Origin of the sequence: Nitrosospira sp. Is2, assembly GCF_033095785.1 — a bacterium.
In the GTDB taxonomy this organism is placed as follows: domain Bacteria; phylum Pseudomonadota; class Gammaproteobacteria; order Burkholderiales; family Nitrosomonadaceae; genus Nitrosospira.
Window position 1 is genome coordinate 808,940 of the sequence record NZ_CP137134.1, and the last position, 21,221, is coordinate 830,160.

Here is a 21,221-nt window from a genome sequence, read left to right on the forward strand (position 1 = left end):
CACATAAATTACGTTCCTGAATTAGATGGGGATCAGTTCTCCAATTGCAATAGCGTGGTCATCGTACTTCTGGCAAAGCACAAGTCCTCCCACACCATTGCCTTGGCCGGCAGATTGCGGAGAAGGTATGCCGGATGGTAAGTGACGATGACGGGTATATCCAGATATTGATGAAGCCTGCCGCGCAGGCTTGAGAGACTGGCATTGGTATGCAGCAGATTGCTGGCGGCAGTTTTCCCCAGTGCAATGATCAGCTTGGGGCGGATGAGCTCAATTTGTCGCGCCAGGTAAGGCTCGCAACGGTCCGCTTCGTCGGGAGCGGGTTCGCGGTTGCCGGGCGGGCGGCATTTTACGATGTTTGTGATAAAAACATTCCGGCCGCGTTTCAGATCGATAGCGGCGAGCATGTTGTCAAGCAGATGGCCAGCCGGCCCAACGAACGGTTCTCCAGTCGCATCTTCCTGGGCACCCGGGCCTTCTCCCACGCACAGCCAGTCCGCGTTTGGGTCGCCGACGCCAAATACGGTACGAGAGCGCGACTCGCACAATGGGCATGCAACGCAACCAGCTACGCTCGCCTGAAGCTGTTCCCAACCCATCCGCAGAATTTCTGCACGCCGCTCTTTAAGCACATCGACGTGGGACGTATCGGCTTGTCTCGAGCCTGTCTGAACAGCAGAATCTTCGATTGCTGTCGGGCGGATATCAACCGCCTCAGGCCGGCCGGCAGCCCTGGCTCGCCACAATGGCGTCAAGCCCAACTCGTCGAGCAACAGCTTGCGCCTCGCGTGCCTGGGGTCGCCTGTGCTCATAATACCAGCTCCATCACCAACGAATCTTCCCGGCCCCCCATTGCGGGATAATAACCCCTGCGTTTGCCGATCTGCCTGAACCCGAGCCGCTCGTATAGCCGGGCAGCCGAGCGGTTGGACTCCCGCACGTCCAGAAACATTGTCCGCGCAAGGCGCTCGCGCGCAATGTGGATAAATTCCCGCAACAACCTTTCGCCCCAGCCCTTCCGTTGCGACCCTGAGGCGATACTGAGCGTCAGCAGATGGGCTTCTTCGGCCCCAATCGTCATGACGCCGTATCCGAAGACCTCCCCACCCTGTTCCAGAACAAGGCAATGATAGCCGGATTCAATTGAATCGCTGAAGTTGCCGCGCGTCCAGGGGAAAAGAAAAACTTCACGTTCGATGGCGACCACCGCATCAAGATCAGTCGGAATCATTCGCCTGATTCGCGGCATCTCCTGCAGTTGGGCGCTCATCGCTCCTTCTCCTTCAGAGCTACTTTATTTCGGACATAAAGTGGAGCGGCATCGGCAGGATCGATACCCAGCCCTGCTGCGAAACGGGGCGCTGCCAGTTCAACCATCGCCCGCGCATGGGGCCGCAGCCCGGGCACAATGTGGCGAACCTGTCCGCGATAACGGTCGAGCAAAACTTTATCATACAAGTCAAAACCACTGCCGCAACCCGTCCATTCGGTACCCTGAACCAGAGGCGCATTGCCCGGCTGGCACAGAGCGGGCTCGCTTACCGATCGCCATCCTGCTGCCGTCTTTTCGTAGGCTGCATGATAAATCTCGCTCATGCGCGCGTCTAGCACGGCAATGACTGACTTTCCTCCAGCCTCGTGCGCCAAGGCTTCCAACGTGCATATGCCCATCACCGGCAAGCCCACGCCAAACGCCAGACCCTGCACTACCCCGCAAGCGATGCGCAGGCCGGTGAAGGAACCCGGTCCGGCACCAAAGGCGATACCGCCCAGCTGTGCCAGTGTCAGCCCGGCCTCATTCAGTATCCGCTTTACCATTGGCAAAACCAGTTCCGAGTGCCGCTGTCCGGCAAGAAGCTCCTGGCTCGTTATTTCGCCATCCAGCAGCGCAACCGAACAGTATTCGGTGGACGTATCGATTGCGAGAATTTTCAACGCGTGTAAAAAAAATGAAAAATTAGGTTGATTTTATGCACCTTTTGGATGGAAACTTGTACTGCGAACTTACTGTCCTTATTAAGGCTGAGTCGCGTCCTTCCACTTTATCATATCGCATGGAGGAGTCATGAGCATCACGTGGATTCTCGTCGCAAACGCAAGCGCAGCTTATCTTTATGCAAATTACGGACCCAAGAAGGGACTACAGAAACTCAAGGAATTCAGGCACGACGCCAGCCGGGAAAAAAGGGTTGATCTCGTTTCTGATCGTCCCGGACACAACAGAAATAACGGCAACGGCCGCGGCTCTTATGTACCTGCCACCGATCCGAAACAAAATGAAGCTCAGAATTTTGCCTCGCGGCTTGCGCGGGAACTTGAGCACGGACGCACCACGAACAGCTACCACCGCTTAATCCTCGTTGTATCAGCGCCATTCATCGGCCTGATCAATAACAACCTGGGCAGCCATGTGCGCAACCTGGTAAGCGATACCTTTGAAAAGGATTACACTCGAACCAGCGAGAAAAATCTGGCAAGACGATTGGAAACCTGTATTTACCTCTGATATTTATTCCAATGACCAGCGGCCAACAGGAGCATAAGCAGAGCCGCCGCTGGTCTGTTGCGATTTGACAAGCAACCATTCCCTTGCCCGCCAGGTAATCGGCTCGGGCAACTCAGGCAAACTCCGGCAGAGAGCGTTTCTCATCAATGTAATGTGCGGCGCGTAAGGCCTTCGCTCCACCGAAAATCCGGCGGCTGAGACGCCATTTTTTAACCTCGTCACCAGATTGGAAAGTTCCGCGGGAACTTCGCGGGATGCAAGGTAAACGATGTGATTGTGTTTCCAGCAGCCGATTTCTTCGATACTAAAATCAAAAGCCCGCGCTCCGGAATTCCTGATTTCATCCGCCACCTGGCATAGTGCTGCAAGCCCGTCAGCATCAACCTCACCCAAAAACACCAGCGTAAGGTGAATGTTTTGCAGTTTAGTCTTCCGGCCGCCGCAGCGCGCCTCCAGCTGCAACTGTTCTATCAGCTTGCCCAGTTGCTTTTGCGTTTTATTGTCAGGCCAAATTGCAAAAAAAACACGAGCAGTTTGTTTCCTGATGGCATTACTTTTCTCGGTCGTCTGCATGATCCATCCGTGAAATCAGGCATACCGCTTCAGCCTCGATCCCCTCGCCCCGGCCAACGGGACCCAGACGCTCGGCCGTCTTGGCCTTGACATTGATGTCCCCGGCTTCCATTCCGAGATCCTGGGCAATATTGCCCACCATCCCAGCGATGTGCGACGCCATTTTCGGGGCTTGGGCAATGATGGTCGCATCAATATTGGTTACTTTATATCCATGCTCCATCAACAGACGTCCCACGCTTTGCAGCAGCACCCGACTGTCGATATTCTTGTAACGTGGATCGGTGTCCGAGAAATGACGGCCAATATCCCCCAGCGCGGCTGCTCCGAGAAGCGCATCGCAAACTGCGTGGAGCAGCACGTCCGCGTCCGAATGCCCAAGAAGACCCTTCTCGTGGGGGATATCGACCCCGCCGATGATAAGCTTGCGGCCTTTAACCAGCTGATGCACATCGAAACCTTGCCCGATTCTGAATTTGCTCACTATGCCTTCTCTCCGCTCTACTTCGGCAAGCCCGTACGAAGCCGCAGCCGCTGCCGTTTTAATTATCAACGATCCTTAAGTATCAATTCGGCCAGGGCCAGGTCCTGGGGGTAGGTCACTTTCAGATTGCGCACATCGCTTAAAACGAGCTTGGGGTGAAGGCCGAGCGCCTCAATTGCGCCCGCATCGTCGGTCATCGCTGCACCGCCACTCATGCTCAAAGCCTCCAGCAGCAACTTGAAACGAAACATCTGGGGGGTTTGCGCCTGCCATAACTTTTCCCTGGATTCTGTGCGTTCAACGCGACCATTGGGATCGCTGCGCTTCAGCGTATCGGCCACCGGAACAGCGAGCAGCCCGCCCACCTCATCGTCAGCCAACTCATCCATCAATTTGTCGAGCTGTGCGTTTCCCAAGCATGGTCGCGCCGCATCATGTACCAGTACCCAGTCGTTATCCGCAATGGATGATATCAGGCGGGCAGCGCCAAGACCGTTGAGGACGCTTTCGGCTCGGGTTGCGCCTCCGCATTCGAGAACCACCAGCTTGGGCGAAAATTCCGACCAGTCGTGCTGAACCCATTCCCTGTCGCCAGGTGCAAGCACTACGAAAACAGCGGATATTCGCGGGGAGTCGCAAAGCGTGCGCAAGGTATGGGAAATCATGGGTCTGCCGGCCAGTGGCAGATATTGCTTGGGAAGTTCGTCTCCCATGCGCGAGCCATAACCGGCCGCGGGGATGAGTGCAAAGAAATTCGACATTGCCTGACAGAGATATGAGCTGGACTTGCGGATAATCCGGGCGCTCTTTGAACCAAAGAGTACAACAGTACCTGATGACGGGTTCGGCCTTCTATAAATTACAGAACGTCAGCTCGAACGCCACATCTTCTTCATATATTTTGGTTTTCTGTTTTGCGCCCGAAATGACGAACCGAATATTGAGCGCATACTTGTTGGCGCTGATTTCCGGCACGCACGGCAAACTCTCATCCACCTTCAGGCACAGCATATGAGCCACGCGCCCTGATCCCATCTGTTGAAACACGCCCTTGCGAGCGGTGTGGCGAGACGTTTTACCGCTATTTCGCAACAGATGCAATACAATACTGAAGCCGTTTTCCAGCGGCAGCAACGGGGTAAGCCATTCGTTGAGATCGGCGCGACGCGCTGCCGGGTCCTGATGTAGCCAGTAATGATAGGACGGAAGGTCGAATTCGCATGCGCCCCCCGGTATGCCGACCCGCTGCTTGATGCTCATCAACCACTCGTTGTCGCGCATGTGCTCCCCAGCCTTGCCGGGCATGTTGAGCATGCTTTGAGAGGCCGTCTGGATGTTATCCATTACCTGGTTTAACACGCCCTCCGCGACATCCGGACTCCGGCGAAGCACCTCCAGCGCGTGTTTCTGGCGCTCCAATTCCTGCAAGATATCCGATTTCATATCTGCGCGACTGGTTACATCCAGAATTTCAAACAGCGTGACAAGCGCGGAGTGATGCTCAAAAGTGTCGTCTTGCTCGGAAAAGAAGGACACTTTGTCAAACAGGTCCTCAAGCCGCAGCAACGTGCGGATGCGCTCATTGAGAGGATGTTCGTAACAGATCACGATTGCGGGGCCAGCAACGGGGTAAAACAGGGAAGGATATCCGATATTGCCCGATAAAACATTATTTTACAACCAAATTGCCGCGTGATAAACGGACGCGAGCGCAGGAATTCAGCAGCTGGCGGCCAAAGCGATATATTTCCAATGCACTGCGTCGACCTGCCGCTCCAGATGCAACAGGTCCGCATCGTTGACAACTACTTCGTCCGCCTGTGCCAATCGTTCCTCGCGCGAAAGCTGTGTGGCCATGATGGTGCGCACGGTCTTCTCGTCCATACCGGGGCGAGTGGTCGCGCGGGCAATCTGAGCGCATTCACTGCAATCCACCACAAGCACGCGTCGAATCATCCCCCGGTAACTCCCGGTCTCAAGCAAGAGCGGCACAACGATGATCGTGTAGGGTGTAGAGAGCAGCCCCACGCAGCGGGCCGCCTCAGTTCGAATGAGAGGATGCAGGATGGCTTCGAGCTTGCGCCGCGAGTTACTATCGCGAAATACCAGCTCGCGCATCTCTTTGCGGTTCAGCCCTCCTTCCGGAGTGAGGAAATTTTCGGAGAAAGCCTGCCGAATCATCGAAATCGCGGCGCCTCCCGGCTGGGTAAGCTGATGCGAGATCGCATCCGTATCCACAACGCCCGCGCCCAGCGCCGCAAAACGCGTGGCCGCGGTCGTCTTACCGCTGCCAATGCCGCCTGTGAGCCCAACCACGAAGGACATCGCTAAATCCAGCTGAAATAGACGTGATTAATTTCGTTACCCCAGAACAGCGCCACCATAGCCCCACCTGCAAGAAATGGCCCAAACGCGATGGGGGTGTGGTATCCATGTCTTGTAACCATGATCAGGCCTAAACCGACGATGACTCCTGTCACTGAGGAAAACAAAATCACCAGCGGCAGCATTTGCCACCCAAACCATGCGCCTATCACCGCGAGAAGCTTGAAATCGCCACACCCCATACCTTCCTTTCGGGCTATCAATCTATAGCCGTGGTATACCAGCCATAACGAAAGAAAACCCGCAATGGCGCCTACGACTGCAGAGTGGATGTCGGTAAAGCCGTTACTCAGATTAACCAGTAGCCCGCACCATAACAGAGGCGAGGTGATGACATCGGGCAACAGTTGGGTATCCATATCGATAAACGCCAACGTGATCATTGCCCATGTAAAAACCAAAGCGGCGCAAGCAGCAAATCCGAAACCAAAATGCCAGGCGATGAAGGCGCTGAGAAAGCCGGTCAATAGTTCCACAACCGGATAGCGCGCGGAAATAGGCACACCGCACCGAGAACACCGGCCCCTTAAAATCGCGTAACTTGCAAGCGGGATATTTTCGAGCGCGCCTATCCGGTGACCGCAATGAGGGCAGGAGGAACGGGGGATGACGATGTTATAAGGAGGCAGTGCCTCTACCAGCTCCCCCCGGAACTCAGCACACCCCCGTCGCCAGTTCCGTTCCAGCATCTTGGGCAAGCGGTAGATAACCACATTCAAAAAGCTGCCGACCATCAAGCCAAAGATGGTACAAAACGAAACAAAAAAAATCTCAGAGCTTTGCAAGCCTTCTATCAGGGACATTAACGAACCTATAACCAACCTCAGGAGTTTAGCAGCAGAGGAGCCTCGACACTTGGTACGCTTGCGCCTGGGCGCAAGTCCGATTGCTCATGAAGGATTTCGCGGGGGATCCACCCACAGGCTCCCTTCCCTTGCGCATTGGAACACGGATGAGCTATTAACCTCCGTGCACAGGGCCTGGTGGTACCCCCGGGAAAATTCGCACGACCTTGACCACTCGATCCTGAGTCTGAACGATCTCCACCGGATAACCGGCGATTTTAAGGCTGGTGCCGGCCTCGGGTATGTCCTGGAAGTATTCGAGAATAAGGCCGTTGAGCGTCTTTGGCCCACCCAGAGGCAAGTTGAGGCCAAGCTTGCGATTGAGATCTCGAAGCAGGCTGCTGCCTTCCACAATTATGCTGCCGTTTTCCTGCTTCAGGAATGCGGCATGCGATGGCGAATGCGTGGTAAATTCTCCAATAATTTCTTCAACGATGTCGTCGAGGGTTACCAATCCCATCCACTCGCCGTACTCGTCAACGATGAGCCCCACCCGCTCGCGGTTTTCCTGGAATAATTGCAACTGTGAAAACAGCGGCGTTCCGGAGGGAACAAAGTAGGGCTCGCGCGTGATTTTGCCTAGCGTCGCCGCGGTGATGTCGCCACTTCTCATCTGGTTGAGCACCTTGCGCGCATGAATGATGCCCACCACGTTGTCCAGCGTCCCCCGATATACCGGCAAGCGTGTGTGATAACACGTCAACAGCTGGTTCTGGATGGTTACATCATCAGCATTGAGATCTATCGCCTCGATCTGGCCACGCGGCACCATTACGTCATCGACCGTGATCGTTTCCAGATCGAACAGGTTCAGCAACATGCTCTGGTGTTTCTTGCGGATGAAGTGCCCCGCTTCCAGCACCATGGTCTTGAGTTCTTCCATGCTGATCTTTTGCGTCGCATCCTCAGCCTGCGGCTTTAAGCGCAAAATGGTGAGCAATAACTTGACGAACAGGTTGATAAACCAGACTACCGGATAAAAAAGCTTCAGCAACGGTGTCAGCACGTAGCTTGACGCCAGCGCAATGCGATCAGGATAGGCAGCTGCGATCACCTTGGGCGTAATTTCGCTAAACACAAGAATGGCGAAGGTGACAGCTACCGTACCCAATAGAAGCGCCAGATCGCTGTGGCCGAAGAGCACGGAGACAATAACCGCGACCAGTGTAGCGGAGGCCGCGTTCAACAGATTGTTGCCAAGCAGTATGACGCCGAGAAGCCGGTCAGTATTCTCCAACAGCCGGCTGGTCAAACGGGCGCCGCGGTGTCCTTCTTTCGCAAGATGCTTCAACCGGTATCGGTTGAGGGCCATCATACTGGTCTCGGAAAGGGAAAAAAATGCTGAAAGAATCAATAGGACAGCCAGTACTGTCAGCAGTACATACAGCGGCAACTCTTCCAAGGGGAAACGCCTTTATGCAAATAGAAAGGGAGAGAACAAGATACAGGTTACCGGATCGACGCATGGCCGCGCCGCCGCATCGCCCGGCGGAGCGGTGGCTCGCGGAGATACGTACGGTATTGCAGCGGGAGCGCCCATCGCGGCGTTCCCGCATCGCCCTCGCCCGGCTTTCTTGAAATCTGCCGGGAAGGCGCGGTTGTTTTCCCCTGTTCGCTTTGGCCGCAGAGCTGACGAAGCAGACCACTCGGGTAGCTCCATATCTTTCATTTGCGATGGCACCGCGGAGTCATATGTTTCTCCTTCGCACGGGGCAGAGCACGGACCCTTCGTCGTGTTTCTCACGATCGTCCCAATTTTACCGTTTTCACCCACATGGATAAATCCGGAGATTGGTTAGCACTTAGCGTCGCAAAATCACTTCCAGCACGAATTTGCTACCCAGATAGGCGAGCAACAGGATAATAAACCCGGCAAGGGTCCAACGGATGGCAATACGTCCGCGCCAGCCATAAAATTGGCGACCCGCCAATAGGGCAGCGAATACACACCAGGAAATGATGCCGAATAACGTCTTGTGGGTAAATTTGAGCGGCTGACCGAATACCTCCTCCGAAAATACGATCCCGCTGATGAGTGTCAGCGTCAGCAGTATGAATCCCACCCAGATGATGCGGAACAGTAGCGTTTCCATTGTCAAAAGAGGGGGCAGATTGGTCATTACGGACGGCATTGCCGGGTGATGCAGGCGGTGTTCCACCGCTGCCATGAGGAGGGCATGAAGCGCGGCAATGGTGAGAAGGCTGTACGCCAGCATCGCGATCGAGATGTGCGCCTTGAAGGCCGGGAGTTCCGTATTTGCCAGTGGTCGCAGGGAGGGAAACACGAGGGGAAGCAGTACCGCAATTGCTGCCACTGGCGCGACCAGGGTTTGCAACCCTTCCAGGCGATAGAAAAAACCTGACGCCCAGTAAATCACGGCGGTAAGCCATACAATGGAAGAAACCGCGCTACCGACGCCAAAATTTAATCCGGCACCAGCAAATATGGAGTCATAAAGGGTATAGCCGTGCAGCGCCAAGGGCACGAGAATGACATAACGGTCCCATCCGGCACTTATGGCTTCGCCACCCGCCAATTTCGCGGGGGCGTGCCATCGAGTGCGCCAAAAGTGCCACCCGATCAGTGCGTACAGCAGGAAGGCGGCGAGATACGCTAGAATACCGGACATTGATATTGCGGGCTAAAGCAGGAGTCCGTTTAGTCTACACGAATTTTTCTAGAGAGGCATTTTGCATGTTCGACAATCTTACCAACCGGCTCTCCGGGGTTATCAAGACGCTCAGGGGCGAAGCGCGGCTAACGGAAGACAATATCCAGGACGCGTTGCGTGAAGTGCGTATGGCACTGCTGGAGGCCGATGTCGCATTGCCGGTAGTCAAGGACTTCATCGCGAAGGTCAGGGAAAAGGCTGTGGGCAAGGATGTGGTTGGCAGCCTTACACCCGGTCAGGCTCTCGTGGGTGTCGTCCATCAGGAACTGATCACCCTTATGGGGAGGGAAAGGGCTGACATTAACCTGTCGACGGTGCCCCCAGCGATCATCCTTATGGCTGGGCTGCAGGGCGCGGGAAAAACGACCAGCAGCGGCAAGCTTGCAAAGTGGTTGATGGAACAGAAAAAGAAAAAGGTAATACTCGTTTCCTGCGACACCTATCGCCCTGCGGCTATTCAGCAACTGGAGTTGCTTGCCCAACAAACCGGCGCGGATTTCTTCCCGGTCCAAAAAGGGCAACAGCCAAAAGAAATTGCGGCGGCCGCGTTGAATTTTGCACGTACGCATTTCCATGACGTAATGATCGTTGACACAGCGGGACGACTGGCCATCGATGAGGCGATGATGCAAGAGATCCGTGAGCTGGAAACGCTTTTGCACCCTATCGAAACGCTGTTCGTCGTGGATGCGATGCAGGGGCAGGACGCGGTGAACACTGCCCGCGCATTTGCCGAGGCGCTGCCGCTGACGGGAGTGATTCTTACCAAACTCGACGGCGACGCCAGGGGCGGCGCGGCACTGTCGGTGCTGCACGTTACCGGTAAACCGATCAAATTCGCCGGCGTTGCGGAAAAATTGACAGGCCTCGAGCCATTTCACCCCGATCGCATGGCGTCGCGCATTCTCGGCATGGGGGACGTGCTGGGTTTGATCGAGGAAGCGCAGCGCGGCGTAGATCAGCATGAAGCGGAAAAACTTGCAAAAAAGATGAAATCGGGCAAAAGCTTCGATCTGAACGATTTCAAAATGCAGTTTCAACAGATGAGAAACATGGGCGGCATGGGCGCCGTCATGGATAAACTGCCGGCGCAACTGAGCCAGGCCGCCCAGAATGTGAAAATCGACGACAAGGTGATGGGTCGCACCGAGGCTATTATCAATTCCATGACGCCTCAGGAACGCGCTAAACCCGAAATTCTGAAAGCATCGCGGAAACGCCGCATCGCCACAGGGGCGGGTGTCTCCGTGCAGGAAGTCAACCGCTTACTGGCGCAATTCGAGCAAGCGCAGAAGATGATGAAAATGATGAGCAAGGGCGGGATGACTAAAATGCTTCGAGGATTGAAGGGAATGCTGCCGGGAATGCGGTAAAAGCCATCCCGGATCACTCCGCTGGGGGTACTTTCTCAAGGCCTGCCACCTTCGCGCCGGCCGCGATATTTCTGGTTCCGAACCAGCCGAGATTCGTCTCAAGCGCGTACTTTGCCACGCCTGCGGAACGATGTACCGTTGCCGTGCGAGGCATCATGTCCGCGATGTTGAGAATCACTCCCTTTTCATCCAGAAAGGCGACACTCAACGGAATATCCGTATTCATCATCCACATACTATGCTGTCCAGCCTGTGGAAATACAAACAGCATCCCGCTGCCTTCATGCAGCGATTGACGAAACATCAATCCACGCGCACGCGCAGCGTGGGTATTCGCGACCTCGACGGAAAGAACATGGCCTGAAACCTTGAGTTGGCGTAGTGGCAACTCGGCGCTGACCGCCCCGGAGAACAAAAAACAGACTAAAAGGACTGAAAGGCACCGCATCAATGCTTCCCGGTGCTGCCAAAGCCGTTTGAACCCCGGTCACTTTGCTCGAAATCATTTACCACGTTGAAAGCAACCTGTACCACCGGCACGATCACAAGCTGCGCAATCCGCTCCAACGGGTTTAGCAGGAAAGGAACTTTCCCACGGTTCCAGCAGGACACAAGTATCTGTCCCTGATAATCCGAATCGATCAAGCCGACCAGATTCCCCATCACGATCCCATGTTTATGGCCTAGACCGGAACGCGGAAGCACGAGCGCCGCGAGTCCGGGATCGGCAAGATGCATGGCGATCCCGCTGGGGATGAGATTCGCTTCCCCGGGTTCAAGGGTCATCACATGCTCAATGCAGGCCCGCAAATCGAGCCCGGCGGAACCAGGCGTCGCATAGGTCGGAAGCAGTCTTTCGAGCCGCGGGTCCAGAACTTTCACATTTACTTTTTTTAACATGGTTCGGTCAGGCATTTTTCTTCTGCATTGATGCGATGTGTTTGACCAGACGCCGAGCCTGCACGAGCTTCGGCGCTTCCGGTAAGAAATGTCTGCCCGAGTCATCCAGGAGGGTCAATTCACATTCCTCGGACCCGATGGCCTCCTGGGCCAAATTCGCGACCAGCAGAGGCAACCTCTTCTTGCGGCGCTTCGCCTCAGCGTTCTCCTCCAGATTTTCGGTTTCCGCAGCAAATCCCACGCAAAAAGGCGCGTGCGGAAGACCCGCCGCGTACGCCAGAATGTCCTGGTTGGGCGTAAGCTCCAAAGTGATATTGCTACCCGTTTTCTTGATTTTCTGTCCGCTGACGCGTATGGCGCGATAATCGGCTACGGCCGCGACGCTCACAAAAATGTCGGCCTGCGAGATCTCATTTTTGACAACCGCCACCATATCTTCGGCGCTCGTCACGCTGAGGAACTTTAAAGCTGAAGGGGGCTGCAGGCACACCGGCCCGGAAACGAGAATGACCTCGGCTCCCGCGTCCCGTGCCGCACGCGCTATAGCATAACCCATCTTGCCGGAGCTTAAATTCATGATTCCCCGGACTGCGTCGATCGCCTCGTACGTAGGGCCGGCGGTCACGAGTACCCGCTTACCCTGTAACAGCCTGGGCTCAAAAAAAGCGCGCACCGACTCAGCGAGTTCATATGCTTCCAGCATGCGCCCGATACCGGTCTCGCCGCATGCCTGGGGGCCGCTGCCTGGCCCAAGTATCGTTAATCCGTCACGCTCCAGCATATCGATGTTGCGCTGCGTCGCGGCGTTTTCCCACATTTGCCTGTTCATCGCCGGCGCGATCAGCAAAGGACAGTCGCGCGCGAGACATAGTGTTGAGAGCAGATCATCGGCGAGACCATGCGCAAGCTTGGCAATAAAATCCGCGCTTGCGGGGGCAATCAGAATAGCGTCTGCGTTGCGCGAGAGATCGATATGCGCCATGCCATTGGGCAAACGCTCGTCCCAGAGCTCGGTCAACACCGGCTTTCCGGTCAATGCCTGCAAGGTCGCTGTGCCGACGAAATGGCAGGCCGAACGGGTCATCACCGCCTGCACGTCCACCCCGTCATGCATGAGAAGTCGCGCCAGTTCGGCGGCCTTATATGCCGCCACCCCGCCGGTCAGGCCGAGGATCAGCCTGATCCGGGGCAAGGATGTATCAGTCATTTAAAGGAATCGATTTGCGGAGAAGCTCAAGTTTAACCCAGAAACGACGTTTCATTGCAGTGGCGGCGCGGTGTGCCGATAATACCTTAATAGCGTTGGCGAACTTCCCACATCATGGCAATTCCAGACTGGCCCGAATCTGAACGTCCACGCGAGAAACTGCTAAAAAATGGCGCTGCCAACCTTTCCGATGCGGAACTTCTCGCGATATTCCTGCGCACGGGCATTGCCGGAAAAAGCGCAGTCGATCTGGCACGAGAACTACTCACTTGCTTTAATGGCTTGACCGGGTTGTTCTCGGCAGATCAAATCGCTTTTTGCGCAGTACCTGGAATGGGGCCGGCAAAATATGCCCAACTACAGGCAGTTCTGGAAATGGCCCGACGTGCGCTTGAAGAGAAAATGAAAAGCGGCGACGCCATGAGTTCGCCCCAGTCGGTGCGCGACTATTTACGTCTCACTCTTCAGGGCAAAAAGCACGAGATTTTTGTAGGCATTTTTCTCGACGCGCAGAATCGCACTATCGCCGCCGAAGAATTATTCAAGGGGACGCTTACCCAAACCAGCGTATACCCGCGCGAGGTGGTGAAAAGAGCCCTCCATCATAATGCCGCTGCGATAATTTTCGCACATAACCATCCCTCTGGGCTCGCGGAGCCAAGCCGGGCAGACGAGATGCTGACTCAATCGCTGAAGCAGGCGCTTGCGCTGGTGGATGTGAACGTGCTGGACCATTTTATTGTGGGCGGAGGAACGGCCATGTCCTTTGCCGAGCACGGATTGATATGAATTGAGGAAATGCGTGATTCGGGTTATAATGTTTGTTTAGGATTTTGGAGCACCATCATGGCACGAGTATGCGAAGTCACCGGAAAGAAACCTGTTACCGGTCACCATGTTTCCCATGCGAACAACAAGACCAAGCGTCGCTTTCTGCCCAATCTGCAGCACCGTCGCTTCTGGGTTGAGAGCGAGAAGCGCTGGATCAGTCTGCGTTTGTCTAATGCTGCGCTGCGCACCATAGACAAGAATGGCATTGACGCAGTGCTTGCTGAAATGCGGGCGCGGAAACAGCATGTAACCAACCAATAAGACAGTTTCTAGGCTGGGGAATATAAGGACACATTAATATGCGAGAAAAAATAAAGCTTGAATCTTCCGCGGGAACAGGTCACTTCTACACGACCACGAAGAACAAGCGTACGACGCCCGAGAAGATCGAGATTCTTAAATTCGATCCGGTAGTGCGCAAGCACGTCAAGTACAAGGAAACGAAACTCAAGTAATATCTGTCGTCACCGACAGGGGGATAAGGCCGGCCAATGAGCAAGCCCGGATAAGCCAAGAGAACCCATCGAACGAGTCGGCAAAGTATTCAACCAGAAAAAAAACCCGCCACTGGCGGGTTTTTTTATTTAAGCCTGTTGCTTAATTATGCGTAGCAACGGAGTCTGCGGGAAAAATTTTGCAGAACTTCGATGCCGCTTTCCTCGGCACGATGGCACCAGTCCTCTAACTGCTTCACCAGTTCATCCTTGGACATGGTCGAGCGTTGCCATACTGCCGTGAGTTCCTCACGCATTTTATAAACCTTGTCCAGCGTCGTAGTCTTGCTCAGCACCAGATTCAGTTTTACGCGCTCTTCTTCTTGCAAAGTTTTGGAATCGGCAAGCACCCAGCGTTTAAGGGTAGAGCGGTCGACGTCAAGAGACGCTTCTTTCAGATGGTCGATTTCTTTTGCAAGAGTATGTTTCAGAAACTGTGCATACTTTGCCAGGACTTCGTAGCGATGGGAAATGACCGCCTGCAGCGTATCAAGGTCGCATTTCGTTTTTGCGGCATCGAGCCGTAGTTTTGGTGCGACCTTCTTGACTTGAGCCAGCCCCAAAGTCTCAAGTATGCATATATACATCCAGCCGATGTCAAACTCGTACCATTTATTGGACAAACGGGCGGAGGTGGCATACGCGTGATGATTATTGTGCAATTCCTCCCCGCCGATGAGAATTCCCCAGGGAACAACATTACGGCTTGCGTCTTCTGCCTGAAAATTGCGATAACCCCAGAAGTGGCCTACGCCGTTAATGATACCGGCTGCAAAAATCGGAGCCCATGCCATCTGTATGGCCCAGATGGTCAATCCGATGGGGCCGAACAGGATGAAATTGATGATCAGCATCAGCGCGACGCCTTTACGACTGTGCTTGTAGTAGAGATTCCGCTCCAGCCAGTCGTCCGGGGTGCCGTGACCATATCTTTCCAGCGTTTCCTTGTTCTTGGCTTCCGCCCGGTATAGTTCCGACCCTTCTCTAAGGACCTTCCTGATACCAACAACCTGCGGGCTGTGAGGATCATCCACAGTTTCGCACTTGGCGTGGTGCTTGCGATGTATCGCCGTCCACTCCTTGGTCACCATACCCGTGGTAAGCCACAGCCAGAAACGGAAAAAATGGCTGGGCAACGGATGCAATTCCAGCGAACGGTGAGCCTGATGGCGGTGTAAATATATCGTGATGCCGGCGATTGTTATGTGGGTAAGACCCAGGATAACCAGAACGTAGCCCCACCAGGGTAAGTCGATCAGACCTAAAGTCATGTATTTACAAACCTTTTTTGAATAAATTACCGAAGGAAAACCATACGGGAATGTAAAGAAAAATGAGCGAATAGTCAAGAAATACTATTGCTCGTTTTTCCGGGGAATTACGACCTCTAGCGGGTAAAACGTCCGGGAAAACCGCGGAATGAACTGTCCAGTATCAAAGACCGCATCTACTTGTGTTGGTTCAATAATTTCTTGAAGTCAATACGGGTCGATTCGATGGTCGCAGCCTTCAACGTTCTTCGCATTTGCCCAAGCGCGGTCGTATGTCGGCTGTTGGTCATCGCGGCGCTGCAATCCGACGGGACGAGAATTTCAAAACCACGCAAATACGCGTCATTCGCGGTGAACAAAACGCACGAATCGGTAGTGAGGCCGCAAAGAATTAATTTCCGAGCATGCAGATCCCGCAGTAAGAGATCCAGTGGAGTCTGAAAAAAACCCGAGTGCCTGGGCTTGAGAACGAAATAATCGTCCCGTTGTGGAACAAGTTGCTTGGCTATCGGAGCACCTCGTACGCCATCTCTCACGCAACTGGAAATGAGATGCTTGAAATCGGACTGCCACTGCCCAAAATTGTCATTCACATACACACAGGGCACGCCGTTGATTTTTGCTTCAAGCTTCAGCCGCGCAATATTCCCCGCAGCAGGCACAGCAGCGGCGGATAGCTTGTCTCCGTCCTCGAATTCCAGATCGTTGATGACATCAATAAGGAGGAGCGCAACAGCACATTCGTGGAGCACGCATTCGTCATTCATTGCCAGATCACGTTCCTTGTTGTTTTAGGTAACCGCAAACGTATTGAGGGGGTTCATACCGGCTTGGCCACCATTAGATAAAACACGACAACCAGCGCAAAAAATGCCGGAATGCCGAGTGCAATCCAGAGCCGGAAATACCGCCAATACGACGCGGGCAAATGGGTGTTGCTATCGCGGGCCTCGGCCGCCAGCCGCTGCATTTTTATTTGCAACCAAACGACGGGGAGCCAGCAGGCCGCGGCTAACAGGTACAGGCCTATCGACCAGGAGATCCAGCGGGCCGTGAGAGGGATACCGGCGAGGTAGATGAGATAAAACCCGGTAAGGGGCTGAATAACGATGGTGGTTGCGGTAAACAGCCAGTCTGCGGTCACTACGTTTTTCCCCACCGCTGCCACAATCGGGGGACTCCTTGTCAGAGTCGCGCAAATCATATAGTAGGCTGTGCCTATACCCGTGCCGAAGAGTAAGGTTGAAGAGAGAATATGCAGCCATTTTGCGGTGATGTAATCCATTACCGCTTCTCCAACTCGTACAACACCAGGATTGCGGCCAGGATAGGCAGATTTTTTATCAAAGGTCCGAAGGGATGCAGCCAGAACTCGGGGAGATAAAACGTTATGGTAACGGTATAGAGACCGATGAGCGTCGCCTGCGCTATCCACAGAAATTTTCGACGACGTAAAAACAGCGTTCCCAAGCCGAATGCAAAATCCAGAGCGGCGGCGCCATAAAGAGCTATGGGCGCGAGGCTGCTGCCCGTGATTCCTACTCGCGCGAGCATCGCATAGCTGTCTTCGACCGGATAAACGCCCATCGACACGACGCCGGCGACAAGCCAAACCGCCGCGAGGGACACGCGCAGCACGAGTTCGAGCCACTCCATCAGCGCTGACGTCCGTGATTCCCTTGCGCTCCAGGGGGACGTGAATTCGCTCACCGGCTTGGGGGCTCGACCCAGAAGATTCCTGGTCGCGCCCGGATCAGCGGTGTTTCCCCGCTGAAGCATCCTCCATGTGTCGAGGTCAAGCATCCCTTTCCCGGACCACTGGCCAATTTGCGCTGAAATATCGACCAGAGCAGCAGGGATATGCATAAATTTGCCCGGGCCCAACCCCATGGAGTGGCGCAATTCATCCAGATAGCGCTGCAGCGTAACGGGTTCGGGACCAACAAGCGGGACGCGCTGCCCCAGATATCGCTCTGTTTCCACCAACCGTACCACCGCTCGGATTAGATCGTCGATGTGAATCGGCTGAATTGCCTGATCACCGGCGCCCGGCAACGGAATCAAAGGCAAGCTTGCCATCATATTGAATACCCTGGCGCTGGTCCCCCCCGGCCCATACACAAGTGACGGCTGTACCACCACCGCCTTCTTCGACGACGCCAGCAAGGCATCATCCGCGGCCTTTTTGCTGAGATGATATCGACTGCTTGCTCGCTCATCCGCTCCCAACGCGGAAATCTGCACGACCTTGACGCCGGCGGCGGCGCTGGCTGCAAAAAGCGCTCGCGGAGCACGGTCGTGAAGCGCCTCGAAAGTCTGCGCCCCGTGTTCGCGCAATATCCCGACCGCATTTATAGTCACGTCGATACCCGCAAGCCGCCTTTGCCAGACATCCGGTTCGAAATCGCGCGTGTAATCAACCGGAATACACGCTAGCCTACTGCACTTTCCTTGAGCTGGGCATTCTCTTACCGCGCATTTGACTTCATGCCCCGCATCAACCAGCGCCTTGACCAACTGGCTGCCGATAAAACCCGTTGCACCTGTAACCAATACCGTGGCCATTTATGGATCGGTGGAACTTGACTGACTACAGTAGAATACAGGCACGAATTTTTGCCGCGGAGTGACTGCGAGACAAAAATAAGCTATATTTTTTATCATGAAAAATCCTGTGAAAAGCTTGAGAGAAGCATTTCAAAACAGTCTTGTTTCCGGTACCGTTGCCAGCGTTGCGTCAACGATCTCGCTTTCGATGCTGGGTAAAGCCGAACTGGACAGATCAGCAGCTCCTGTCAATGGCCCAAGCCAGTGGATCTGGGGGCGGCACGCACCCTATCAGAACCGTTTTAGCCTTCGCTATACCATGGTCGGCTATTTGATACACCACGCCGCATCCGTCTTTTGGGCGCTCTGGTACGAGAGACTGCGCCAGCGCTTATCGGTTGCTGAGAACACTGCCGCCGTGCTGGCGCCTGCGGCCGTGATAGCAGCCGCCGCCTACACCGTTGATTTTCATTTGACCCCGCAACGGCTGACACCCGGATTTGAACACCGCCTGTCTAAGCGCTCGCTACTAATCGTGTACGGAACGTTCGCCCTCGGCTTGGCGGCTACGGCTTTACTGAAGCGTTATCCAAAATCCGAGGGCATGCCCAATCGGAAAAAGCCGTAATTTCCATTGTTTCACCCGGTGACTATTCCTCCGAATGTCACTGAGAGGCTTTAGCTTCGGCCCGAGCCCGACTTAGGCTGCGATCATCCAATGCGCCAGATACCCGATATATATTTGATATGTTCGCAGAGCGCGAGGCCTTCCACTCTACTCAAATTTAAAACCGCCGAATGTGCGTTAACGCACTGAAAGACTCTGACCCGGCTATTACGATTAAGCCATAATTTGGAGTAGCACGTGGCAACGTTATTAGCTAATTTTGCGTTGCAAACGTCACATCTAAATATTTTGCTGCGCCGCTTTTGGTCTCTGCTGCGCCGCTTTTGGTCTCATCTGGCATAAAATCTTGTTCGCACCAGTACCACCTTCCCCATTCATCATTGCGAAGATCCTATGGGTTCATCTCGCAAATTTTAACGCCGACTTCCATCCTGCCTGAAGCATGATCGACTGGTCACATCTTTTTGGCTTTTCAGTAAATCCAGCCGAGATGGTGATCAGGGGAACAGTTATCTACTGGTTCATATTTCTGCTGTTCAGATTCGTGCTTCGGCGTGACATCGGGGCCATCGGCATCGCCGACGTCATGCTCGTAGTCCTCATCGCCGATGCGGCAAGCAATGGCATGTCCGGAAGCTATGACTCCATCACGGATGGCTGCCTTCTTATCGCCACCATTGCAGGATGGAACTACGTTCTTGACTGGGCCAGTTTTCACTTCCCTTCAATCCGCAACCTAGTCGAACCGCCTCCGCTGGCTCTCATACGCGACGGCAAGCTGCAACGCAAAGCCATGCGGCAGGAGTTGATTACTGCCTCGGAACTGGAATCGAAGCTGCGCGAACATGGCGTTGAAAATTTCGCCGAAATAAGAATAGCTTATCTTGAAGATAACGGTGAAATCAGCGTATTGCGCCGTGACGGGAAAGAACCGGAACAATCCTCGCGCCGATCCCCGGGTAAAAGCCCCGTCTAGCAGTTTCCTGAGATGTTGTCTCCGCCCTCGTGCTCCCGTGGCTTCCCTGGCTCTGCAATAACGGCTCCGGCGTTACCTCATTCTCAACCAGTGCGAATCCGTTCAGCGAAGCAATGAACAGTGTCGATCACGAACAAGCATTAGAGTTCGCTCAATACCTGGCTGATGTTGGCGGCCAAATCGCACTTCGGTATTTCCGCACCTCTCTGGAAATTTCCTGCAAGCCCGACCAGAGCCCTGTGACAGCAGCGGATTTTGAAATCGAGAGTACGCTCCGCCGACTGATCCGTGAACGATATCCCCGCCATGGGATTATTGGCGAGGAATACGGCGGCATGCCGGCCAGCGATTACAGCTGGGTAGTCGACCCCCTAGATGGCACCCTGAGTTTTGCCATGGGAAATCCTCTCTTCGGCATCCTCGTCGGTTTGCTCTTTCATCATGAGCCCATTATCGGACTGATTGATCTACCAGCGTTGAAAGAACGATGGATAGGGGATGGGAAACTCACGAAATTCACTGGCGGTGACCAGGTTCACGTAGTCAAGGCAGGTCGTTGCCATTCCATCGAAGAGGCGCGCCTGTATGTGTCAACACCGCATTTGACTCCTTCTTCTGAACGTCCCTTGATTAATGCACTGTGTCAACGCGCGGCCGTAGCTCAGCATGGGTGCGATTGTTATGCCTACGGCTTGCTCGCCTCGGGACATTGCGACCTCGTGGTGGAATCCGGGCTCGGACCTTGCGACTATCTGCCCCTGGTCCCGGTGATCCGCGGCGCTGGCGGATGGATAGCGGATTGGCAAGGCGATCCGCTCGGCTTGAATTCGGGTGAGCGGATAATCGCCGCGGCAAATAGGCCTCTCCTTGATGCGGTCATTGATGCGTTAGCGGCCTCTTGACGCCGTCTACCGCTCCACAGCGCATCCATTGCATCAACGGCAGAGCACGGCAACGTGCTTTAGTAATTTTGCTTGGATCAGATTCGGTAAGTGCGATGCCGCACCGAATGCATAAAACGGTAAAGGTAGCATTTCCTATCGTCGCTAAACCTCGTTAGGAGAGCGTCATGAATTTCCATCCGATATCTCCCGCATTTCCAGTTGGCGCATTAACGGTCGCGCTAGCGCTCGTTTTTCTGGGTATTAACGGGGCAACTCAGGCGCAAGTGACGCCCGGCACAGGCGGTACCACTGGGGTGCCGCCGGGCCAAGGTAGTTCCGTTATCGGGCAGCCGCCTCAGGCGCCAGGCGGTTCCATTATTGGCCAACCCACTCCGGGCGGACATACGGACACTCTTCCCCAGCAGTCGACGGGGGGGTCAAGGATAGGTCAACCTCCGCCTGGGCTGGGTGGTTACGGTTCAACGCCCGGAAGCGATCCGGTAAGGGATAAATTGAACCGGACGAATAGAGAAGCTGCCGACATCGATCGCGACGGCAGATTGAGCCCGGAAGAAGCTGCCAGAATCCCGCCGGGAACGCCGTTGCCACGGTAGTAAACCGCCTCAGCTGACTTCTCATCCGATT

At 54.6% G+C, this 21,221-nt stretch carries 27 protein-coding genes; 9 read left to right on the forward strand and 18 right to left on the reverse strand.

The annotated features are described in order from the left end of the window. Positions 1 to 32 precede the first annotated feature (32 nt). Genes R5L00_RS03640 through tsaB form a run of 3 tightly spaced genes read right to left on the reverse strand, consistent with a single transcriptional unit; the run spans position 33 to position 1,935 of the window. Positions 33 to 812: a uracil-DNA glycosylase gene (locus tag R5L00_RS03640; protein WP_317653404.1), complete on the reverse strand. Its 780-nt coding sequence runs from the start codon at positions 810 to 812 to the stop codon at positions 33 to 35. After that, positions 809 to 1,270 (reverse strand): ribosomal protein S18-alanine N-acetyltransferase, encoded by a 462-nt coding sequence (rimI, locus tag R5L00_RS03645; protein WP_107692236.1) that lies wholly within the window; start codon positions 1,268 to 1,270, stop codon positions 809 to 811. The genes R5L00_RS03640 and rimI overlap by 4 nt, the downstream gene beginning before the upstream one ends. After that, positions 1,267 to 1,935 (reverse strand): tRNA (adenosine(37)-N6)-threonylcarbamoyltransferase complex dimerization subunit type 1 TsaB, encoded by a 669-nt coding sequence (gene tsaB, locus R5L00_RS03650; protein WP_107692235.1) that lies wholly within the window; start codon positions 1,933 to 1,935, stop codon positions 1,267 to 1,269. Before tsaB ends, rimI begins: the two co-directional genes overlap by 4 nt. A 130-nt stretch (positions 1,936 to 2,065) precedes the next feature. Here tsaB and R5L00_RS03655 point away from each other — a divergent pair, with 130 nt between their 5' ends. Beyond that, a complete protein-coding gene (locus R5L00_RS03655) occupies positions 2,066 to 2,506 on the forward strand; it encodes a host attachment protein (protein WP_107692234.1) in 441 nt (146 codons plus the stop codon). 3 nt (positions 2,507 to 2,509) lie between these two features. Here R5L00_RS03655 and thpR read toward each other — a convergent pair whose 3' ends face one another. The 8 genes from thpR to R5L00_RS03695 all read right to left on the reverse strand — a co-directional run bounded on the left by thpR (position 2,510) and on the right by R5L00_RS03695 (position 9,423). After that, positions 2,510 to 3,079 (reverse strand): RNA 2',3'-cyclic phosphodiesterase, encoded by a 570-nt coding sequence (gene thpR / locus R5L00_RS03660; RefSeq protein WP_107692233.1) that lies wholly within the window; start codon positions 3,077 to 3,079, stop codon positions 2,510 to 2,512. After that, positions 3,057 to 3,563: a 2-C-methyl-D-erythritol 2,4-cyclodiphosphate synthase gene (ispF, locus tag R5L00_RS03665; protein WP_317653405.1), complete on the reverse strand. Its 507-nt coding sequence runs from the start codon at positions 3,561 to 3,563 to the stop codon at positions 3,057 to 3,059. Before ispF ends, thpR begins: the two co-directional genes overlap by 23 nt. A 65-nt stretch (positions 3,564 to 3,628) precedes the next feature. Beyond that, positions 3,629 to 4,324 (reverse strand): 2-C-methyl-D-erythritol 4-phosphate cytidylyltransferase, encoded by a 696-nt coding sequence (ispD, locus tag R5L00_RS03670; RefSeq protein WP_317653406.1) that lies wholly within the window; start codon positions 4,322 to 4,324, stop codon positions 3,629 to 3,631. Between the two features lie 91 nt (positions 4,325 to 4,415). Then, on the reverse strand, positions 4,416 to 5,171 hold the full coding sequence (gene zapD, locus R5L00_RS03675) for a cell division protein ZapD (RefSeq protein WP_317653407.1): 756 nt from the start codon (positions 5,169 to 5,171) through the stop codon (positions 4,416 to 4,418). A 111-nt stretch (positions 5,172 to 5,282) separates the two neighbouring features. Then, entirely contained in the window at positions 5,283 to 5,888 is a 606-nt protein-coding gene (gene coaE, locus R5L00_RS03680) for a dephospho-CoA kinase (RefSeq protein WP_317653408.1), read from the reverse strand. 2 nt (positions 5,889 to 5,890) lie between these two features. Then, a complete protein-coding gene (locus R5L00_RS03685; RefSeq protein ID WP_317653410.1) occupies positions 5,891 to 6,751 on the reverse strand; it encodes an A24 family peptidase in 861 nt (286 codons plus the stop codon). A gap of 157 nt (positions 6,752 to 6,908) precedes the next feature. Then, entirely contained in the window at positions 6,909 to 8,195 is a 1,287-nt protein-coding gene (locus R5L00_RS03690; RefSeq protein WP_107692223.1) for an HlyC/CorC family transporter, read from the reverse strand. A 400-nt stretch (positions 8,196 to 8,595) separates the two neighbouring features. Beyond that, positions 8,596 to 9,423 (reverse strand): inner membrane protein YpjD, encoded by an 828-nt coding sequence (locus tag R5L00_RS03695; protein WP_107692222.1) that lies wholly within the window; start codon positions 9,421 to 9,423, stop codon positions 8,596 to 8,598. A 65-nt stretch (positions 9,424 to 9,488) separates the two neighbouring features. On the opposite strand from R5L00_RS03695, the gene ffh reads away from it, so the two are divergent. Beyond that, positions 9,489 to 10,838, forward strand: coding sequence for a signal recognition particle protein (ffh, locus tag R5L00_RS03700; protein WP_317653411.1), 1,350 nt, complete (start codon positions 9,489 to 9,491; stop codon positions 10,836 to 10,838). Between the two features lie 13 nt (positions 10,839 to 10,851). Here ffh and R5L00_RS03705 read toward each other — a convergent pair whose 3' ends face one another. The 3 genes from R5L00_RS03705 to coaBC are packed head-to-tail and all read right to left on the reverse strand — an operon-like array spanning position 10,852 to position 12,945. Beyond that, on the reverse strand, positions 10,852 to 11,286 hold the full coding sequence (locus tag R5L00_RS03705) for a DUF192 domain-containing protein (protein WP_317653412.1): 435 nt from the start codon (positions 11,284 to 11,286) through the stop codon (positions 10,852 to 10,854). Next, the gene (gene dut, locus R5L00_RS03710; RefSeq protein WP_317654104.1) at positions 11,286 to 11,738 is read right to left on the reverse strand and encodes a dUTP diphosphatase; all 453 of its coding nucleotides are present in this window, start codon (positions 11,736 to 11,738) and stop codon (positions 11,286 to 11,288) included. The genes R5L00_RS03705 and dut overlap by 1 nt, the downstream gene beginning before the upstream one ends. A gap of 7 nt (positions 11,739 to 11,745) precedes the next feature. Continuing rightward, positions 11,746 to 12,945, reverse strand: a complete 1,200-nt coding sequence (gene coaBC, locus R5L00_RS03715) for a bifunctional phosphopantothenoylcysteine decarboxylase/phosphopantothenate--cysteine ligase CoaBC (protein ID WP_317653414.1) — start codon at positions 12,943 to 12,945, stop codon at positions 11,746 to 11,748. A 114-nt stretch (positions 12,946 to 13,059) separates the two neighbouring features. Here coaBC and radC point away from each other — a divergent pair, with 114 nt between their 5' ends. Genes radC through rpmG form a run of 3 tightly spaced genes read left to right on the forward strand, consistent with a single transcriptional unit; the run spans position 13,060 to position 14,231 of the window. Then, positions 13,060 to 13,734: a RadC family protein gene (gene radC / locus R5L00_RS03720; RefSeq protein WP_317653416.1), complete on the forward strand. Its 675-nt coding sequence runs from the start codon at positions 13,060 to 13,062 to the stop codon at positions 13,732 to 13,734. A 57-nt stretch (positions 13,735 to 13,791) separates the two neighbouring features. Then, positions 13,792 to 14,037, forward strand: coding sequence for a 50S ribosomal protein L28 (gene rpmB / locus R5L00_RS03725; protein ID WP_107692216.1), 246 nt, complete (start codon positions 13,792 to 13,794; stop codon positions 14,035 to 14,037). Between the two features lie 38 nt (positions 14,038 to 14,075). Further along, positions 14,076 to 14,231 (forward strand): 50S ribosomal protein L33, encoded by a 156-nt coding sequence (rpmG, locus tag R5L00_RS03730; protein ID WP_107692215.1) that lies wholly within the window; start codon positions 14,076 to 14,078, stop codon positions 14,229 to 14,231. Positions 14,232 to 14,377: 146 nt separating this feature from the next. On the opposite strand, the gene R5L00_RS03735 is transcribed toward rpmG, so the two are convergent. The 4 genes from R5L00_RS03735 to R5L00_RS03750 all read right to left on the reverse strand — a co-directional run bounded on the left by R5L00_RS03735 (position 14,378) and on the right by R5L00_RS03750 (position 18,106). Beyond that, on the reverse strand, positions 14,378 to 15,541 hold the full coding sequence (locus R5L00_RS03735) for a fatty acid desaturase (RefSeq protein ID WP_107692214.1): 1,164 nt from the start codon (positions 15,539 to 15,541) through the stop codon (positions 14,378 to 14,380). A gap of 176 nt (positions 15,542 to 15,717) precedes the next feature. Then, a complete protein-coding gene (locus tag R5L00_RS03740; RefSeq protein ID WP_107692213.1) occupies positions 15,718 to 16,308 on the reverse strand; it encodes an isochorismatase family cysteine hydrolase in 591 nt (196 codons plus the stop codon). A 53-nt stretch (positions 16,309 to 16,361) separates the two neighbouring features. Beyond that, positions 16,362 to 16,826 carry a DUF2269 domain-containing protein gene (locus tag R5L00_RS03745; protein WP_317653417.1) on the reverse strand — a complete coding sequence of 155 codons (465 nt, stop codon included), beginning with the start codon at positions 16,824 to 16,826 and terminating at the stop codon, positions 16,362 to 16,364. Then, positions 16,826 to 18,106 (reverse strand): SDR family oxidoreductase, encoded by a 1,281-nt coding sequence (locus R5L00_RS03750; RefSeq protein ID WP_317653418.1) that lies wholly within the window; start codon positions 18,104 to 18,106, stop codon positions 16,826 to 16,828. The genes R5L00_RS03745 and R5L00_RS03750 overlap by 1 nt, the downstream gene beginning before the upstream one ends. A gap of 97 nt (positions 18,107 to 18,203) precedes the next feature. Here R5L00_RS03750 and R5L00_RS03755 point away from each other — a divergent pair, with 97 nt between their 5' ends. The 4 genes from R5L00_RS03755 to R5L00_RS03770 all read left to right on the forward strand — a co-directional run bounded on the left by R5L00_RS03755 (position 18,204) and on the right by R5L00_RS03770 (position 21,190). Further along, positions 18,204 to 18,716 carry a hypothetical protein gene (locus tag R5L00_RS03755; RefSeq protein ID WP_317653420.1) on the forward strand — a complete coding sequence of 171 codons (513 nt, stop codon included), beginning with the start codon at positions 18,204 to 18,206 and terminating at the stop codon, positions 18,714 to 18,716. A 442-nt stretch (positions 18,717 to 19,158) separates the two neighbouring features. Further along, positions 19,159 to 19,692: a DUF421 domain-containing protein gene (locus R5L00_RS03760; RefSeq protein WP_107692209.1), complete on the forward strand. Its 534-nt coding sequence runs from the start codon at positions 19,159 to 19,161 to the stop codon at positions 19,690 to 19,692. A 113-nt stretch (positions 19,693 to 19,805) separates the two neighbouring features. Then, positions 19,806 to 20,594, forward strand: coding sequence for an inositol monophosphatase family protein (locus R5L00_RS03765; RefSeq protein WP_317653421.1), 789 nt, complete (start codon positions 19,806 to 19,808; stop codon positions 20,592 to 20,594). A gap of 167 nt (positions 20,595 to 20,761) precedes the next feature. Continuing rightward, the gene (locus tag R5L00_RS03770; RefSeq protein WP_317653422.1) at positions 20,762 to 21,190 is read left to right on the forward strand and encodes a hypothetical protein; all 429 of its coding nucleotides are present in this window, start codon (positions 20,762 to 20,764) and stop codon (positions 21,188 to 21,190) included. Positions 21,191 to 21,221: the final 31 nt, after the last annotated feature.

Bases quoted from the DNA above. Each gene is read 5' to 3' on its own strand.
- R5L00_RS03640 (WP_317653404.1), bottom strand. From the start codon at position 812: ATGAGCACAGGCGACCCCAGGCACGCGAGGCGCAAGCTGTTGCTCGAC.
- rimI (WP_107692236.1), bottom strand. From the start codon at position 1,270: ATGAGCGCCCAACTGCAGGAGATGCCGCGAATCAGGCGAATGATTCCG.
- R5L00_RS03655 (WP_107692234.1), top strand. From the start codon at position 2,066: ATGAGCATCACGTGGATTCTCGTCGCAAACGCAAGCGCAGCTTATCTT.
- thpR (WP_107692233.1), bottom strand. From the start codon at position 3,079: ATGCAGACGACCGAGAAAAGTAATGCCATCAGGAAACAAACTGCTCGT.
- ispD (WP_317653406.1), bottom strand. From the start codon at position 4,324: ATGTCGAATTTCTTTGCACTCATCCCCGCGGCCGGTTATGGCTCGCGC.
- coaE (WP_317653408.1), bottom strand. From the start codon at position 5,888: ATGTCCTTCGTGGTTGGGCTCACAGGCGGCATTGGCAGCGGTAAGACG.
- R5L00_RS03685 (WP_317653410.1), bottom strand. From the start codon at position 6,751: ATGTCCCTGATAGAAGGCTTGCAAAGCTCTGAGATTTTTTTTGTTTCG.
- R5L00_RS03695 (WP_107692222.1), bottom strand. From the start codon at position 9,423: ATGTCCGGTATTCTAGCGTATCTCGCCGCCTTCCTGCTGTACGCACTG.
- ffh (WP_317653411.1), top strand. From the start codon at position 9,489: ATGTTCGACAATCTTACCAACCGGCTCTCCGGGGTTATCAAGACGCTC.
- R5L00_RS03705 (WP_317653412.1), bottom strand. From the start codon at position 11,286: ATGCGGTGCCTTTCAGTCCTTTTAGTCTGTTTTTTGTTCTCCGGGGCG.
- dut (WP_317654104.1), bottom strand. From the start codon at position 11,738: ATGTTAAAAAAAGTAAATGTGAAAGTTCTGGACCCGCGGCTCGAAAGA.
- coaBC (WP_317653414.1), bottom strand. From the start codon at position 12,945: ATGACTGATACATCCTTGCCCCGGATCAGGCTGATCCTCGGCCTGACC.
- radC (WP_317653416.1), top strand. From the start codon at position 13,060: ATGGCAATTCCAGACTGGCCCGAATCTGAACGTCCACGCGAGAAACTG.
- rpmB (WP_107692216.1), top strand. From the start codon at position 13,792: ATGGCACGAGTATGCGAAGTCACCGGAAAGAAACCTGTTACCGGTCAC.
- rpmG (WP_107692215.1), top strand. From the start codon at position 14,076: ATGCGAGAAAAAATAAAGCTTGAATCTTCCGCGGGAACAGGTCACTTC.
- R5L00_RS03735 (WP_107692214.1), bottom strand. From the start codon at position 15,541: ATGACTTTAGGTCTGATCGACTTACCCTGGTGGGGCTACGTTCTGGTT.
- R5L00_RS03740 (WP_107692213.1), bottom strand. From the start codon at position 16,308: ATGAATGACGAATGCGTGCTCCACGAATGTGCTGTTGCGCTCCTCCTT.
- R5L00_RS03745 (WP_317653417.1), bottom strand. From the start codon at position 16,826: ATGGATTACATCACCGCAAAATGGCTGCATATTCTCTCTTCAACCTTA.
- R5L00_RS03750 (WP_317653418.1), bottom strand. From the start codon at position 18,106: ATGGCCACGGTATTGGTTACAGGTGCAACGGGTTTTATCGGCAGCCAG.
- R5L00_RS03755 (WP_317653420.1), top strand. From the start codon at position 18,204: ATGAAAAATCCTGTGAAAAGCTTGAGAGAAGCATTTCAAAACAGTCTT.
- R5L00_RS03760 (WP_107692209.1), top strand. From the start codon at position 19,159: ATGATCGACTGGTCACATCTTTTTGGCTTTTCAGTAAATCCAGCCGAG.
- R5L00_RS03765 (WP_317653421.1), top strand. From the start codon at position 19,806: ATGAACAGTGTCGATCACGAACAAGCATTAGAGTTCGCTCAATACCTG.
- R5L00_RS03770 (WP_317653422.1), top strand. From the start codon at position 20,762: ATGAATTTCCATCCGATATCTCCCGCATTTCCAGTTGGCGCATTAACG.